The 14358-nt window shown below is 67.7% G+C and carries 11 protein-coding genes; 3 read left to right on the top strand and 8 right to left on the bottom strand.

Features of this window, described 5'->3' with window-relative positions; translation table 11 throughout:
• Window positions 1-21: 21 nt before the first annotated feature.
• Genes HUX88_RS17700 through HUX88_RS17690 form a run of 3 tightly spaced genes read left to right on the top strand, consistent with a single transcriptional unit; the run spans window position 22 to window position 3811 of the window.
• Window positions 22-1383: an MBL fold metallo-hydrolase RNA specificity domain-containing protein gene (locus HUX88_RS17700; protein ID WP_117015120.1), complete on the top strand. Its 1362-nt coding sequence runs from the start codon at window positions 22-24 to the stop codon at window positions 1381-1383.
• A 5-nt stretch (window positions 1384-1388) separates the two neighbouring features.
• Entirely contained in the window at window positions 1389-2924 is a 1536-nt protein-coding gene (locus tag HUX88_RS17695) for a thymidine phosphorylase family protein (protein WP_373886810.1), read from the top strand.
• Window positions 2924-3811, top strand: a complete 888-nt coding sequence (locus HUX88_RS17690) for a ribose-phosphate pyrophosphokinase (protein ID WP_176362625.1) — start codon at window positions 2924-2926, stop codon at window positions 3809-3811. The genes HUX88_RS17695 and HUX88_RS17690 overlap by 1 nt, the downstream gene beginning before the upstream one ends.
• Here HUX88_RS17690 and HUX88_RS17685 read toward each other — a convergent pair.
• The 8 genes from HUX88_RS17685 to HUX88_RS17650 all read right to left on the bottom strand — a co-directional run.
• The gene (locus HUX88_RS17685) at window positions 3808-5877 is read right to left on the bottom strand and encodes a TonB-dependent siderophore receptor (protein ID WP_176362738.1); all 2070 of its coding nucleotides are present in this window, start codon (window positions 5875-5877) and stop codon (window positions 3808-3810) included. The genes HUX88_RS17690 and HUX88_RS17685 overlap by 4 nt on opposite strands.
• A gap of 51 nt (window positions 5878-5928) precedes the next feature.
• Window positions 5929-7314 carry a PepSY domain-containing protein gene (locus tag HUX88_RS17680; protein WP_229219404.1) on the bottom strand — a complete coding sequence of 462 codons (1386 nt, stop codon included), beginning with the start codon at window positions 7312-7314 and terminating at the stop codon, window positions 5929-5931.
• An 80-nt stretch (window positions 7315-7394) separates the two neighbouring features.
• On the bottom strand, window positions 7395-7763 hold the full coding sequence (locus HUX88_RS17675; RefSeq protein WP_229219403.1) for a DUF2946 domain-containing protein: 369 nt from the start codon (window positions 7761-7763) through the stop codon (window positions 7395-7397).
• A gap of 73 nt (window positions 7764-7836) precedes the next feature.
• Window positions 7837-8601, bottom strand: coding sequence for an ABC transporter substrate-binding protein (locus tag HUX88_RS17670; protein WP_176362622.1), 765 nt, complete (start codon window positions 8599-8601; stop codon window positions 7837-7839).
• 12 nt (window positions 8602-8613) lie between these two features.
• Window positions 8614-9594 (bottom strand): porin, encoded by a 981-nt coding sequence (locus tag HUX88_RS17665; RefSeq protein WP_176362621.1) that lies wholly within the window; start codon window positions 9592-9594, stop codon window positions 8614-8616.
• Between the two features lie 72 nt (window positions 9595-9666).
• On the bottom strand, window positions 9667-11241 hold the full coding sequence (locus HUX88_RS17660) for a DUF6519 domain-containing protein (protein ID WP_176362620.1): 1575 nt from the start codon (window positions 11239-11241) through the stop codon (window positions 9667-9669).
• Window positions 11238-13583, bottom strand: a complete 2346-nt coding sequence (locus HUX88_RS17655) for a hypothetical protein (RefSeq protein WP_176362619.1) — start codon at window positions 13581-13583, stop codon at window positions 11238-11240. Before HUX88_RS17655 ends, HUX88_RS17660 begins: the two co-directional genes overlap by 4 nt.
• Window positions 13577-14358: hypothetical protein (locus HUX88_RS17650; RefSeq protein WP_217916362.1), on the bottom strand; the 782-nt coding region annotated here is incomplete at its 5' end. The genes HUX88_RS17650 and HUX88_RS17655, both read right to left, overlap by 7 nt.

Below are 14358 nucleotides of genomic sequence, written 5' to 3'. Positions count from 1 at the left end.
CATCCACACGAGGTGAACACTATGAAAATACAATTCCTTGGAGCGACCGGCACTGTCACCGGCTCCAAATATCTACTCACGTCGGGCGGTTCGCGCATGCTGCTCGACTGTGGCCTGTTCCAGGGCTACAAACAACTGCGCTTGCGTAACTGGGCCGACCTGCCGGTCGACCCGTCTGAAATCCAGGCCGTGGTGCTGACCCACGCCCACCTCGATCACAGCGGCTATCTGCCGCTGCTGGTCAAGAACGGCTTCCGCGGCAAGATCCTGTGCAGCGAAGCCACCTACGACCTGTGCAAGATCCTGCTGCCCGACAGCGGCCGCCTGCTGGAAGAGGAGGCGGGCCACGCTAATCGCCACAGCTATTCCAAGCATACGCCGGCGCTGCCGCTGTACACCGAGGACGACGCCGAGCGCGCGCTGAAACTGTTTTCGCCGGTCCCGTTCGGCAAGCCGTTCGATATCTGCGGCAAGCTGCGCGGCCAGCTTGCGCTGGGCGGCCATATCCTGGGCGCGGCCATCGTCACCATCAGCGACGGCGAGCGCAATGTGACCTTTTCCGGCGACCTGGGCCGCCTGCACGACGCCATCATGGTCGAGCCGAGCCATGTCGCCCGCACCGATTACCTGGTGCTGGAATCGACCTACGGCGACCGCGTGCACAATCCGGCCGATCCCGCCATCCTGCTGGGCCAGACCATCCGCGAGACCGCCGCGCGCGGCGGCGTGACGGTGATACCGGCGTTCGCGGTCGGCCGTGCGCAGTCCATTTTGTACGCCATCCACCAGCTCAAGGAGCGGGGCGAGCTGCCGTCGGCGCTGCCGGTGTACCTCAACAGCCCGATGGCCACGGACGCCACCGCGCTGTACCAGAAGCACCGCCACCTGCATCGCCTGGACCACAAGCAGTGCGAGGCCATGTGCCATGCCGCGCACATCGTCAACAGCGTGGAGGAATCGATCGCGCTCAATATGCGCCGGCTGCCGATGGTGATCATCGCCGCCAGCGGCATGGCGACCGGCGGCCGTGTGCTGCATCACTTGAAGGCCTTCGCCAGCGATCCGCGCAACACAATCCTGTTCGCGGGCTTCCAGGCCGGCGGCACGCGCGGCGCGGCCATGCTCGACGGCGCGCCGGAGATCAAGATCTATGGCGAGTACGTGCCGCTGCGGGCCAGCGTGAAACAGATCGACAATCTATCCGCGCATGCCGATGCGGGAGAGATCCTGAGTTGGCTGGGCCACTTCGAGCAGGCGCCCAAGCGCACCTTCATCACGCACGGCGAGCCGGCGGCCGCGGACGCGCTGCGTCACCGCATCGAAGAGCAGCTGCACTGGAATTGCCACGTGCCCGAATACCTGGAACAGCAGGAGCTGACATGACCCGCATGCCAACGCCGGACGCCGGACTGCAATCCGCAGGCTCGGTGGCCGGCCTGAGCTTGCGCCGCCTGTGCGTCGATACCTATCAGGAGCCGATCGCCTACCTGCGCAGCGATTGCCCGGTGTGCAAATCGGAGGGCTTCGAATCGCGTTCGCGCATCGAGATCTGGCGCGGCGACCAGCACATTGTCGCCACGCTCAACGTGGTGCACGGCGAATGGATCGAGACCTGCGAGCTGGGCTTGTCGGAGGCTGCCTGGCGCGCGCTGGGCGGCAACGACGGCGAACCTTTGCGCGTGGCGCACGCGCAGCCGGTGGCGTCGATGTCGGCGGTGCGCGCCAAGATCTACGGCCGTCCCATCGGCGGCGACGCGGCCAAGGCCATCGTGCGCGATGTGGTGGACGGGCGCTATTCGGAGATCGAACTGGCGTCCCTGATCACGGCCTGTTCGGGCGACCGCATGGACGTGGCCGAAACCATCGCGCTGACCCGCGCCATGGTGGGAGTGGGCCAGCGGCTGCACTGGAACTCCGATATGGTGGTCGACAAGCATTGCGTCGGCGGCCTGCCAGGCAACCGCACCACCTTGCTGGTCGTGCCCATCGTGGCCGCGTGCGGCCTGATTATTCCGAAGACCTCCTCGCGGGCGATCACGTCGCCAGCCGGCACCGCCGACACGATGGAGACGCTGGCGCCGGTGGCGCTGGACCTGCCGACCATGCGCCGCGTGGTCGAGCGCGAGGGCGGCTGCATCGCCTGGGGCGGCGCGGTCTCGCTCAGTCCCGCCGACGATGTGCTGATCCGCGTCGAGCGTCCGCTGGGCCTCGACAGCGACGGCCTGATGGTGGCGTCGGTGCTGTCGAAGAAGGTGGCTGCCGGTTCCACCCATGTGGTGATCGACGTGCCGGTCGGACGTACCGCCAAGGTGCGTTCGCAGCAGGCCGCGCATTCGCTGGCGCACCGCCTCGATGCGGTCGGCAAGGCGCTGGGCATCAGCGTCAGCGTGATGATGAGCGACGGCACGCAGCCGGTCGGGCGCGGCATCGGTCCGGCGCTGGAGGCGTGGGATGTGCTGTCCGTGTTGCAGAACCAGGCCAATGCGCCCGCCGACCTGCGTCAGCGCGCCTTGCTGCTGGCCGGGCGGGTGCTGGAGATGGGCGGCAAGGCCGCACCCGGCGAAGGCCTGGCGTTGGCCTGCGGGGTGCTCGACAGCGGCGCGGCCTGGGCCAAGATGCAGGCGATCTGCGAGGCGCAAGGCGGCATGCGCGAACCGCCGCGCGCCGCGTACACGCATGTGATCACGGCCTTGCATCAGGGCCGCCTGATCGCGATCGACAACCGGCGGCTGGCGCGCCTGGCCAAGCTGGCCGGTGCGCCGAAGTCTCCAGCCGCGGGGCTGGAACTGCATGCGCCGCTGGGCACCTTGCTGAGCGCGGGCCAGCCTTTGTTGACGCTGCACGCGGAGTCGCCCGGCGAGCTGGCCTATGCGCTGGCCTATGCCGAGGCGGAGGACGATATTTTCTCGATTCAGGAGGCGTGATGAATGCGATGTTGATGGCGCTGCCCGGCGCCGAACATTTCGCCAGCCATCTGCGCGGCCACCTGGGTTGCGACGCCGGCGAGCTGCTGCTGCATCGGTTCCCGGACGGCGAAACCTGTCCGCAGATGGCGCCCGCCGTGGCGGAGCGCGATCTGATCCTGGTCGGCGCGATGGACCGGCCGGACCACAAGATCATGGACCTGTACCTGAGCGCCTGCGTGGCGCGGGAACTGGGCGCGCGCAGCGTGGGCCTGGTGGCGCCGTATCTTCCGTACATGCGGCAGGATGCGGTCTTCGCGCCGGGACAAGGCGTGACGGCGCGGCACTTTGCGCGGCTGCTGTCGGGCTGCTGCGACTGGATGGTGACGGTCGATCCTCATCTGCACCGGTTCCACAGCTTGTCCGAAATCTATACGATGCGGACCGAGGTGGTGCCGGCCGCGCCGGAGATCTCGCGCTGGATCGCGGCCAACGTGGAGCGGCCGGTGCTGGTGGGGCCGGACGAGGAGAGCGAGCAGTGGGTGGCGCAAGTGGCCGCCGGCGTGGGCTGTCCCTACACGGTGCTGAGCAAGGTGCGCAGCGGCGACCGCGAGGTTGCCGTGTCCTTGCCGCCGGCCGACGTGCTGGCCGGCAGGACGCCGGTGCTGGTGGACGACATCGTGTCCACCGCGCGCACCATGATCGCGGCCGTCGAGCAGTTGAAGGCGGCGGCCTGTCCGCCGCCGGTGTGCGTCGGCGTGCACGCGCTGTTCGCCGATGCGGCGTACGCCGAGCTGAAGGCGGCCGGCGCCGGGCGCATCGTCACTTGCGATACGGTGTGCCACGTCAGCAACGATATCGGCATGAGCGCGACGCTGGCGGAAGCCGTCGCGCGCATGCTGGCTTAAAACGAGATCGTCAGGCCGAGATCGACCGAGCGGCCGTATCCGGGCAATGGCTGCAGCGCGCCGCCATTCGCCCGCAGTCCCGACAGGTACACGCCACCGAGCGGATCGGCGTAGGCTTTGTCGAGCAGATTGCTCACGCCCGCCGTCAGTTGCGTGTTCTTGCGGAACTGGTAGGTGGTGCGGGCGTTCAGCAACGCGTAGCCTGCCGTGACGGGCTCCAGCCGCTGCTCATCCACTTTCTTCTTGCGGGCCACCAGCCTGGTTTCCACCTGGCTGGTCCAGGCGCCGCTGCTGTGTTCCAGCGTCAGCAGGGTATTCGCCGGCATCATGTGGTACAGGTCGCCGCCGTCGGTGCGCTTGCCGCGCGTGTAGGCGGCGGTGCCGGTGAACTTGAGCCTGGCCGCCACCGGCACGCTCCACGACAGGTTGGCGCCATGCAGGCGGGCGTCGTGGTTGGCGAAGCGCAGCAAGGCGCCGCGACTGGCCTTGCTGTAGGGCTTGAACTGGCCCACCACGTCGACATCGATGTAGTCGCGCACGCGGTTGTAGTACGGATTGAGCTTGACATACCAGGCCTCCGCGCCGCTGCCGCCGTGCCAGTGCGCGGTGAAGGCCAGGGTGTAGGCGGTCTCGGGCTTCAGGTCGATGTTGCCGACATAGCCGTTGCCGTCGCCGAACCAGTTGGTCATGGTCATTGCCATTGTGCCGCGTCCCCAGGTGTAGCGCTCGTACAGGTTGGGCGAGCGGGTTTTGCGGGCGGCGGCCAGCTCGTAGGTGCTGGTCGCGTCGGCGTCGAAGCGGGCCAGCGCCGTCAGGTCGAGATTGCCGTCGCGCTGGTTGCGCTCGCGGGCGTTGAAGGCCGCCGCAGCGGCGGCGTCCGCCGCGTTCATCATGTTGTTGGAATAGGGCTGGACGTCGCCGGCGTCCATGCGCACCTGCTCCCAGCGGGCGCCGAGCAGCGTGGTCCATTGCGCGTTGTGCTCGGTCTCGGCTTCGGCGTAGAGCGCGACGCGGTCGCGCTGGCCGTCGTTGACGTTCACGTAGGTCTGCGGGCCCATCATCATCGAGCGCGGCACGGCCGGCCAGAAGTCGTCCAGGCGGAAGGTGTGGTACTCCTGTCCGGCGCGCAGGCGGGTGGCTTCGCCGACGGGCATCGTCAGCTTGAGCGCGTAGCCGGCGTTGCGGCCTTGTGTGACCATCGGCATGTTGCCGGCGCGTTCGGGCGAGAAGAAGCCCATGTCGTGCTGGGTCCGTTGCCAGTAGGCGCTGGCGTCCAGCTCGCCCCAGCCGAGCTTGCGCACGTAGCCGAGATTGGCGAACTTGCCGTCGTTGTCGGTCATGTCCATGTACTGGTTGGGGAATCCCTGGTACGGGATGTGCTGGATGCCGGCGCGCAGCGTCAGTTGCTGCTGCTGGTCGCGGAAGGCCAGCACGGCCGACTGGTTGATGCTTTCATACAGGCTGTCGAGCACGCGCTGGCCGTTGCCGTCGTCGTAGCTGTGGCTGCGCGCGTAGCTGGCGTTGTAGCCCAGGCTCATCTTGTCGTTGGCGATGTTGGCGGAGACGCCGCTGGTCACGGCGTCGCCGTTGCTGCGGCCGCCGAGCGAGAGCTTGCCGCTGGTGTGCAGGCCTTCGGCCTTGTCGGCGAACACCGGCGGCGCGGACCTGACGGCGATGGTGCCGCCGATGCTGTCGCCGCCGGCGCTGACGGGCGTGACGCCGGCCAGCACGTCGATGCGGCCGATCTGCGTCGGCGCGATGTACGACAGCGGCGCGTTCATATGGTTGGCGCAGGCCGAGGTGATTTCCATGCCGTCGATGCGGATCTTGAGGCGGTCGTCGCCCAGTCCGTTCAGGAAGGGCAGCGCGGAGACGCCGCCGGCCTGCGCCGAGCTGTAGCCGGGAACGGAGCTCAACAACAGGGTGGTGTCGCTGGCACCGTTCGGGCGTGGGTGCAGTCCTTCGCCGATGGCGGAGATGATCACCGTATGTTGCGGGTCGATGGCCGGGGATGCGTCCTCCGCGGCCCAGGCGGCTTGCAGCGCCAACGACATGGTGGATAACATCAAGATACGTGGGAAGTTAATTGTTTTCATAAGGTACTCGGTTGGTTATGTTTAGACTGCGGGACGGCGCACCGCCCCGATCAAGGTGTCAAGCAGCAGGACGGCCAGCATCGATGCGCCCAGCAAGGGGAAGCAGCAGCCCAGCACGACGGCGATGAGCAGCACGCCTTTCGCCAGTTGGTCGCCGTGCCTGAGGGCAGGCGCGGCCAGCTTGCCGGCGGGCCGGCGCTGCCACCACATGACGATGCCGCTGACGCACAGCGCCATCAGCGCCAGGCAACCGGCCAGCATCACGAGCAGGTTCGGCGTGCCGTATTCCAGGCCCTGGTGCACGGCCACGCCCCATTCGGTGACGCGGCCGATGGCGCCGACGCGGTCGGCGCCGATGTCCATCAATGCCTTGCCGCTGTATTGATCGATGTGGACCACGCGATGGGCCGCCACCTGGCCCGGCATGTAGATCGCGCTGTAGACGCCGCGCGGGTCGCCGGGCAGCGCAAGGCGATAGCCGCGATCGATGCCCATGGCCGCCAGCTGGGTGACGATGGCGTCCGGGCTGGCGATGGCGGAATTGTTCAGCAGGTCGTAGCCGGGGCCGGAGCGAACTTGATGTGGCGCAGCTTTGTGCTCCGCATGCGGATCGCCGGATGCCGGCACGGCTTGCTGTTGCTGGGTCCACGGCAGGTCGCCAAGGGCGTTGGCGGGCAGCGTGGATTTCGGCACGCCGCGCCACATGCCGTCCGGTACGCCCAGGTCGTGGGCGCTCAGCCAGGCATTGACGTTCTTGCCCCAAAACACGGACCACGGCATGCCGGTCAATGCCAGGAACAGGATGACGCCGCCGCCGAAGGCGCCCGTTACGGCGTGCAGGTCGCGCCACCACACGCGGCCTTGCGCCTGGCGGCGGATCGAGACCACGCCCGCGCGCCGGCCTCGTGGCCACCACAGGTAGGCGCCGCTGGCCATCAGCATGATGATCCAGCCGGCCACGATTTCAATCACCGCCTTGCCGCCGTCGCCGGCGATTGCCAGCGAGTGGATATGCTTGACGATGGTCATCAGGCGCCGGCTTTCGTCGATGGCGCCCGCCACGGCGCCGGTGCCCGGGTCGACAAATACCTGCTTGGTCGCGCCGTCCGGCTGGACCACGTCGACCTGGGCGTTGTGGCGGTCGTCGGCCGGCAGGTTCAATGCCTTGGCCTGGCCGGGCCAGGCGTGCAGCGCGTTGGCAATGAGGGTGGACGCCGGCATCGGCGTGGCTTTGCCAGCCGGTTCTTGGCGCAGCATCTGCCGCGCGTAGACCAGGTCGTCGATCTGCCGGTTGAACAGATACATGGCGCCGGTGGCGGCCAGCGAAAAGATGAAGGGTACGCATACCAGGCCGGCAAAGAAGTGCCAGCGCCAGATGCGGCGATACAGGCCGGAAGTTCCGGCCATGGGAGTGCCTGCGATCATGGAGTCGCCTCGAAAGTTCGTGATGGATCACCGCCGGCAAACGGCGGTACCGCTGAAGGAACTCAGGCGAGGAAGGGCGGTGCGCGCGGATTGGCCGCGGACCAGGTGTGCAGCGATCGCGGTGCGGTGTAGAACAGAGGAGGGTAGGTGTCGCGGCCGGCATGGAGCGCGAGCGGGACGGACGGCGCGCCAGATAGCGGGTGGGCGTCCGCATGCAGGGTGCAGAACGCGCAGTGTTCCATGGCGTGCTTTGCGGAGACCGGTGTCTTGCCTTGGTCGGCGCCGGCCAGCTTGACGATTTTGTAGCCGTCCACGGTGCAGACCTGGACCGTGTCGGTGGCGGCCAGCGCGCTGGAGACGCCGGGCGCGATCGCACTGAACAGGATGGCCAGCAGGGCTATCCAGATGTGCAGTGTTTGTCGCTTCGCCATTTTTAACATGGCGAAATTATAGCCGAAGATGTTGGATCGAAGCTCTATGAACGCTTTGCCAAGGCGATGGCGCTCAGGGATGGCTGGCGTCGCCCAGGTATTTTTGATAGATGGCGTTGAAGCGGCCGCTGTCCTTGAGGTTCTTCAGGCCGGCGTTGTAGTCGTCGCGGATCTTCTTGTCGCGGAATATGGCGCGGTAGTCCATGGGATTGAACTTGACGAAGCTCTGCTCGACGACGGGCTTGGGGTGAAACGATTTATTCAGTTTTAGTTGCTGGGTGAAGTAGCGGAAGATGTTGCGGTCGCTGAGCACGACGTCGTAGCGGCCGCGATCGAGCGTCAGCACTTGCAGGGCCTGGTCGTTCTGCTCGAAGTAGTGGCCAGCCTTTTTGACGCCGTCGAGCCATTCGGGATAGCGCTTGGCGGCGCCGGCGAACGAGATCACGGTCAGGCCTTGCAGATCGTCAGGAGTCTTGATGACAAGGTGGCGTTCCTTGAGGCTGATGAAGACGTTGTCGTAGAAGACGGCCGGATCGCCGTAGAACGCGCCCCATTTTTCCATGTCCTCGCCGAGGTCGGTCATCGCGGCGTCGACGTCGCCGGCCTTGAAGGCCACCGGGATGCGGGCGAAGGGGTAGTAGTGGGGCTTCATGGTGTGTCCGCGAAAGGCGAGCGCTTCGCGCAGGATTTCCACTTCGATGCCGGAATCGGTTTCGGGGAAACAGAAGGGCGGTATCTTTTCGCCGAAGGCCATGCTGACGGTGTCGGCCCGGGCCGCCGGACTCCAGGTGCACAGGACACCCAGCAACAGCGGGGCGATGCGGCGGAATGGGGACATGGCGCGCTCCGCTCAGAATTGATGCCGCATGCCGGCGGCCACCAGCCGCCGCGTGCCGCCAGGCAGCGCGGCCTGGTAGCTCGCCTCGCTGCCGTTGCGCAGGTTGGAACCGACCAGGTACAGATTGGTCCGCTTCGACAGCGTGTGGTAGTAGCCGAGTGCGAGCTGGGTGGCGTTGGCGTTCTGGAAGTAGCGGTCGCTTTTGTGCACCACGTCGGCGGCGATCAGGTCGCGGCCGAGCGGGATGCTGACGCCTAGGAGCATGTCACGTGTGTCGAGGGTCTTGTCGTTGCGGCTGCGCGCCAGCACGAACCAGCCTCGCACCGGGCCGAAGTCGTAGTTGCCTGCGACGAGCGTGCTGCGCGCCAGGCGGACGCCGGCCGCGTCGTTGCTGTCGTGATAGGCCAGCTCGATGTTCATCGGTCCCGCCGTGTAGCCGGCGTCGGCGCTGATCTGGCGGTTGGCTTTGGCGTTGCCGGCCTGTTCGCCGGCGCCGTAAGCCAGGTCGCCGTGGAAGCCATGCAGGTCGGGCAGCGAATATTTGACGGTGTTGTCCATGCGGACGCCGGAATCCTGGAACACGCGGGTCGATTCGCCCGGGCCTTTGGCGTCGAAGGGATCGTTGGTGGCGATGGCGCCGAAGTAGGGTGTGAACATCCGCCCCAGCTTGACGCTGCCGAAGGCGCCGGAGAGGCCGACCCAGCTCTGGCTGCCAAACGGGCGCCCGGCGAACGAGGGATTGCCGGTATCGGCTTCGATCTGGGATTCGACCACGAAGCTGGCGCGCACGCCGCCGCCGAGGTTTTCGATGCCTTTGATGCCGAGGCGGGAGGCGGTCTGCTGTCCGCTGTTGATCGCGGTGGTGGACTTGCCGGAGTCGCGGTCCGAGACGATGGCCAGGTCAACCACGCCATACACACTGATTCCGCTTTGCGCCGCTGCCTGCCCGATGGCGCAGGCAAGCAGCAACGGCATGACGCCCGATAGCTTCACGTTCAGTCTCCTGCTGGATGGCGGGGCGACTTTGGCGAAGGGCGTCGCTCTGCGGTATGTACTCTTTACTTTTTACACCTGGCAGTGATTGCGATCAAGTATTCGGTCATTTATTTGACCGGGCGATGACGACAATCCAACGGTTGGTGTCATGCTGATATTGAGTAAAAGGCATGGTTGTGCAGAGGTGGCCGGGACGGTCAGGGGCAGAGCGGCAGCATCGAACAACCGCAGCGGCCGAATTGCCAGCCGTCGGCGGCGTCTCGCTTGAAATAGGCCAGCGCCGCGCGGTGGCGTTGCACGCCGTGCGGCGGAATTCGCGGCCGGACCGTCCGCCACCTGCGGCCAGCCGACATCGCGGCTGGCGACGCGCGCCGGCACTAGCCAGTAGTCGCCGGTGCGGTAGTAGCCGCCCACGCGGAATTGCACTTCGACGCCGCGTTCCAGCGGCAGCCAGACCGCGCTGTTGTGCTCCTCGATTTGCAACACGCCGGCGGCATTCACGCCGTCGTGCTGGTCCCAGCGTTTGAGCAAGGTGCAATGCGCGAAATCCACGGTGGTCTTTTGCTGCAGCTGGATGACGATGGTCTGGCGGGTGCGGTCGATTTTCGAGACCTGGCCCAGCGGCGGCGCGACCGGCGTGAATTCGAAGGCGTCGCCGGTTAGCTCGACCCACTGGCCTTCGCACAGGCCGGTGCGGTGGTCGTGGCCGAGGCTCTCCAGCTCGACCGAGATGCTGTTGCTTTCCGCATCGAGCTTGGGCGCGCCGCGAATGGCGAATACGACCGAGGCGTTTTCGCGCGACCATTTGATTGTGGCGTGGCCGTCGGCCAGCCCGCTGTCGTGGACTTCGATGCGGTAGAGCTGGTTCTCGCGGCTGCGGAAGGCGGCGTCGGCCGAGAGCGAGCAGGGATCGTCCTCCGTGGCGTCGTGGACGGCGCGGGCGCGCATCAGGGGGCGTGCGGCGTCCAGGGCGTCGAGCAGGTCGCCGGCGGTGGCGCAGTCGGCCTCCGCGCCGGGGAAGTTGGCGAGCGCGTTGGTGAAGGCGGTTTGGGTGGCGGTGACATGGTCGATGACGAGCTGGATGGGGGGGCGGTCCTCCGGCTTGGCGATCGCCAGCCTCAGCTGGAGGGCGCCCAGCACCAGCGCCAGGTGGGCGTCGACCCACGGCTGGCTGGCGACGCGCACCTGCCAGACGATCTGCGCGCGCGAGGCGGTGTCGATGCCGCCCAGCGCGACCTCGCGCAGGCCGGGATATTGCAGCGCGCTGACGTGGCGTTCCCAGCATTCCAGGTAGGCGAGGCCGCCCGCTGTTGGTGGCTCGTGTTCGGCGTCCGGGAAGTAGGGCCAGGGCTGGGTGGCGTAGCTGCAGGCGCTGTCGTTCTCGCACAGGATGCCGTCGAGGTAGAAGTGGCCGGCGCTGATGCTGAAGTCGGCCGTGCCTTGCGGATCGGCGGCCAGCGTGAAGCTGTCGCCGGCGCGCCAGTGGCGGCCGATCAGGTCGATGATCAACGAGCGCAGGTAGTGGTGGTGTATCGCGCTCTGTTCGTTGAAGTCGGCCTCCAGCAGGATGCGGCCCTGTTGCAGCAGCACGCGGCTGAAGCGGGCGGCGGAGTCGAAGGTGACGCGGGCGAAATCTCCATTCATGGCTTGGCCTCTTGGGACGATGCGGATGGATAGTGGGCGTGCAGCGTGGCTGCCTCGAAGGTGGCGGGCACGTACTCGGCCAGGCGGGCGTTGAGCAGCGCCAGGCGCTGCGGCTCGAACAAATCGTGGTAGACGCCCATCTCGGAGCCGTCCTGTGCACCGGCGGCGATCTCGGCGGCGGTGGATGGATGCAGGCGGGCGTACAGTTCGCTGCCGTAGCGCAGCGATTCGAAGTGCGGCCGCACCCTGAGCGCGGTGTCGGCGGATGCGATGGCCTTGCGCGCCGCGCGTTGGGCGGGTGTCAGCGTGGTGTCGGCGTCGACCTTGGCGCGCGCGGCGGCGATGGGGTCGTCCGGTTGGCAGCGGTGGCGACGGGGCGTGCGCGAACCGGCCGGCAGGTAGCAGTAGCGGACGCAGCCGGTCTGTCTGCGCGCGACTTCGACTTTGCCGAGGAACAGGCTGTCGTCGGCACGGGCGATCGCGTGGACCGCCACTTCGCCGATGATGGTGCTGCGGGCGATTGTCAGCAAGGCCAGTGCGATGTCGCCTTGGGTGCCGGCGATGGCGGGCTGGCTGATGTCCATGGCGTCGATGATGCTGTCGGTGACGACGATGGGCGCGGCCTCGTCGGTGCCTGCCACCTGCACCGGGCCGGTGATGCTGTGATCGATGCGCAGGCAGGCGGCGCTGCCGTCGAGTACGACGCTGGGCTGGCCGGGGTGGGTGGGCCGGCAGTCGCACGACAGGCCCCAGCCTGGCACCAGGGTGCTGTGGCGTATCCATACCTGACACAGGTCGCCGGTGTTGGTGCCGCCGTCGCCGTCGGCCGCCAGGCCCGGTGCGATGGCGATGGCCTCGCGGTCTTCCGGCGATCGCGGGGTGACGTCGATGCCTCCGCCGTCGTCCGGCAGGCGCGGGGAGATGTCAATGCCGTGGCCGGCGACCAGCAGGCCGTCGAGCGTCAGGCGGCTGCCGGTGGCGCCTTGCACCGAGATGCGGTCGGCGGCGCCATCGCGCTCGTCGGTCAGCAGCAGGACCGGGCGCGTGCCCGGCGCGGCGACGATCCACACGGATTCGCCTTGGCCCAGCGTGATGTGGATGGCGCCGTGGTAGCTGCCGCTGTCCGCCAGTTCCACCACCAGCGCCGCTTCGGGACGCTTCTCCGGCGGGCCGGCGCGGGCGGTTTGCCAGTCGTCGATGGCCAGGCCGATGGTGCGGAAGGTGCCGGGTTCCGGGGCGCCATGTTCGGCCGCGCGCACGCGTACGCGTGTCACGCGCGCGGGCAGGGGCAGCGCGGGACGGCTGTATTCACCGCCGCCCAGGTCCATCGCGAAGCCGTAACCGTAGCTCACCAGCACGCCCTTTTGCGGCCGCTGCTTGAGGGGGAACATGATGCGGCCCAGTTGCGGATCGACGGCGACATGGTTCTTCGGAACCCGATACGACCAGCTGGACAGGTCGGCCGGAATGACGGCCGAGGCGGGGACTTGTCCCTGGTCGCCTTTCCTTGGCCAGTCGGGGACGGTGATCCACAGGCTCTGCCCCGGGCCGTACAGCGCTGGATCGGCGCTGGCGGAACTGGCGTCGGGCGCTGGCTCGGCTTCGAGCTCGCCGCGCAGTATGAGCAGCGGCAACCGGGCGGGCGGCTCCGGCTTGCGGTACAGCGCGACGTCGTTGCCGAGGATGGAGAAGGCGTAGCAATGCTGGCCGGCTTCGCGCTGGCAGCTGGCGTAAGTCCGGGTGACGCTGTAGCGGCGCTGGCGGAAGACGAACAGGCCCACGCTGGCCGGGTTGTACCAGCCGGCCGACTGGGCGTTGCTGATGCGGCGCACGTCGGCCGTCCTGCATAAGGTGTCGAAGGGGGAGCCGGTGTGTTGCAGCTGCGCGGCGTTGTGCAGGTCGGCGGTGGCGGGCCGGTCCGGATGCAGGTGGTCCAGGTGCTGGGCCTGCACCAGCCGGCGGTAGAATTCCACCGCGACGGCGGGCCAGTGCGCCAGGTCGCGCGCCAGTTCCTCCAGCACCATCAGCGTGCCTTTCCTGCGTTCGAAGGCGATGCTGTTGGCTACCTCGCGGCGTGGTGCGAGGTATTGTGCCAGCGCCGGCGAGGCATCCGCGCCGCTGGAAGGCTGGTAGCCGAGCAGTTCGGCGATGTAGGGCACCACCCACGGCTCGCAGGTCTCGATGAAGTTGTTGTCGTACATGCGCAGCAGATCGCGGTCTATCAACTGGGCTTGCTTGCCGATGATGGCCATCAGCTGCTGCAAGGCGCCGCCGCTTTGCGCGTCGCGCTGGCGGATGTAGGCTGGCAGCAGCTGGAACAGGGCGTCCGGGGAGTTCAGCATGATTTGCCCTCTGTCTCGACCAGGTTGAACACCAGGGTGCCGGGGACGTCGGGCGCCAGCATGGCCATCTGCGCCGGCAGGAAGCGCGGCAATTCGCCGTCGCGCTGCGCGATCTGGTCGCGGCGCGACTGCGGCGCATCGGCCGCCGCCGTGGCGGGCGCGCAGGCCACCAACTGCTGCACCGCGCCGCCGCTGGCTTGCTGCTCCAGCACCGCCACGGCCGCCGCCAGCGCATCCTTGTCGCGCAGCGCCAGTTCGGAGATGCCGCCGAAGACGTCGACGTCGACCCATGCCACGCCTGGCGTCGTTTGCATGGCCGCCACGGCGGCGGACAGGTAGACCGAGCGGCCGAGCTGCGCGCGATCGAACGAGAACGCGTCGAGCAAGCGGGCGCGCAGGCGCGGCTCGACCACGTTCCAGTCTGCGTCCGCGTCGATGGCGACCTTGGCCTGCACCACCAGCGCGATCAGTTCGCGCACGCCCAGTTGCACCGGCAGCGCCGGATCGCCGTAGGTGTGGAATGCCAGGTTCAGGTCTTCCAGCAGCGCGCCCTTGGGATCGAGCGGGATGTCGCCGACGCCGGCCAGCGTGACGTACACGACGCTCGCACCGCCGTCGGCCAGCTTGGCGGCCTGCGCGTGGCCGATGGCGGCGAAGCGTTGGGCGAAGTAGGCATAGTCCTGCACCGACACCAATCGCGAACGGGGCGACAGCGCCAGCACGGCCTGCGGCAGGTTGCGGCGGATTTGTTCGATGCCATCGCGGTCGGCGCCCC

This window comes from Duganella sp. BJB1802 (genome assembly GCF_013369445.1).
Taxonomy (GTDB): Bacteria; Pseudomonadota; Gammaproteobacteria; order Burkholderiales; family Burkholderiaceae_D; genus Rugamonas; species Rugamonas vulcania_A.
This window is presented reverse-complemented; position numbering and strand designations above follow the sequence as displayed.

What these genes read in the sequence shown, in the direction of transcription:
- HUX88_RS17690 (WP_176362625.1), top strand. Translation starts at nt 2,924, where the DNA reads ATGAATGCGATGTTGATGGCGCTGCCCGGCGCCGAACATTTCGCCAGC.
- HUX88_RS17695 (WP_373886810.1), top strand. Translation starts at nt 1,389, where the DNA reads ATGCCAACGCCGGACGCCGGACTGCAATCCGCAGGCTCGGTGGCCGGC.
- HUX88_RS17655 (WP_176362619.1), bottom strand. Translation starts at nt 13,583, where the DNA reads ATGCTGAACTCCCCGGACGCCCTGTTCCAGCTGCTGCCAGCCTACATC.
- HUX88_RS17670 (WP_176362622.1), bottom strand. Translation starts at nt 8,601, where the DNA reads ATGTCCCCATTCCGCCGCATCGCCCCGCTGTTGCTGGGTGTCCTGTGC.
- HUX88_RS17675 (WP_229219403.1), bottom strand. Translation starts at nt 7,763, where the DNA reads ATGGCGAAGCGACAAACACTGCACATCTGGATAGCCCTGCTGGCCATC.
- HUX88_RS17680 (WP_229219404.1), bottom strand. Translation starts at nt 7,314, where the DNA reads ATGGCCGGAACTTCCGGCCTGTATCGCCGCATCTGGCGCTGGCACTTC.
- HUX88_RS17685 (WP_176362738.1), bottom strand. Translation starts at nt 5,877, where the DNA reads ATGTTATCCACCATGTCGTTGGCGCTGCAAGCCGCCTGGGCCGCGGAG.
- HUX88_RS17660 (WP_176362620.1), bottom strand. Translation starts at nt 11,241, where the DNA reads ATGAATGGAGATTTCGCCCGCGTCACCTTCGACTCCGCCGCCCGCTTC.
- HUX88_RS17700 (WP_117015120.1), top strand. Translation starts at nt 22, where the DNA reads ATGAAAATACAATTCCTTGGAGCGACCGGCACTGTCACCGGCTCCAAA.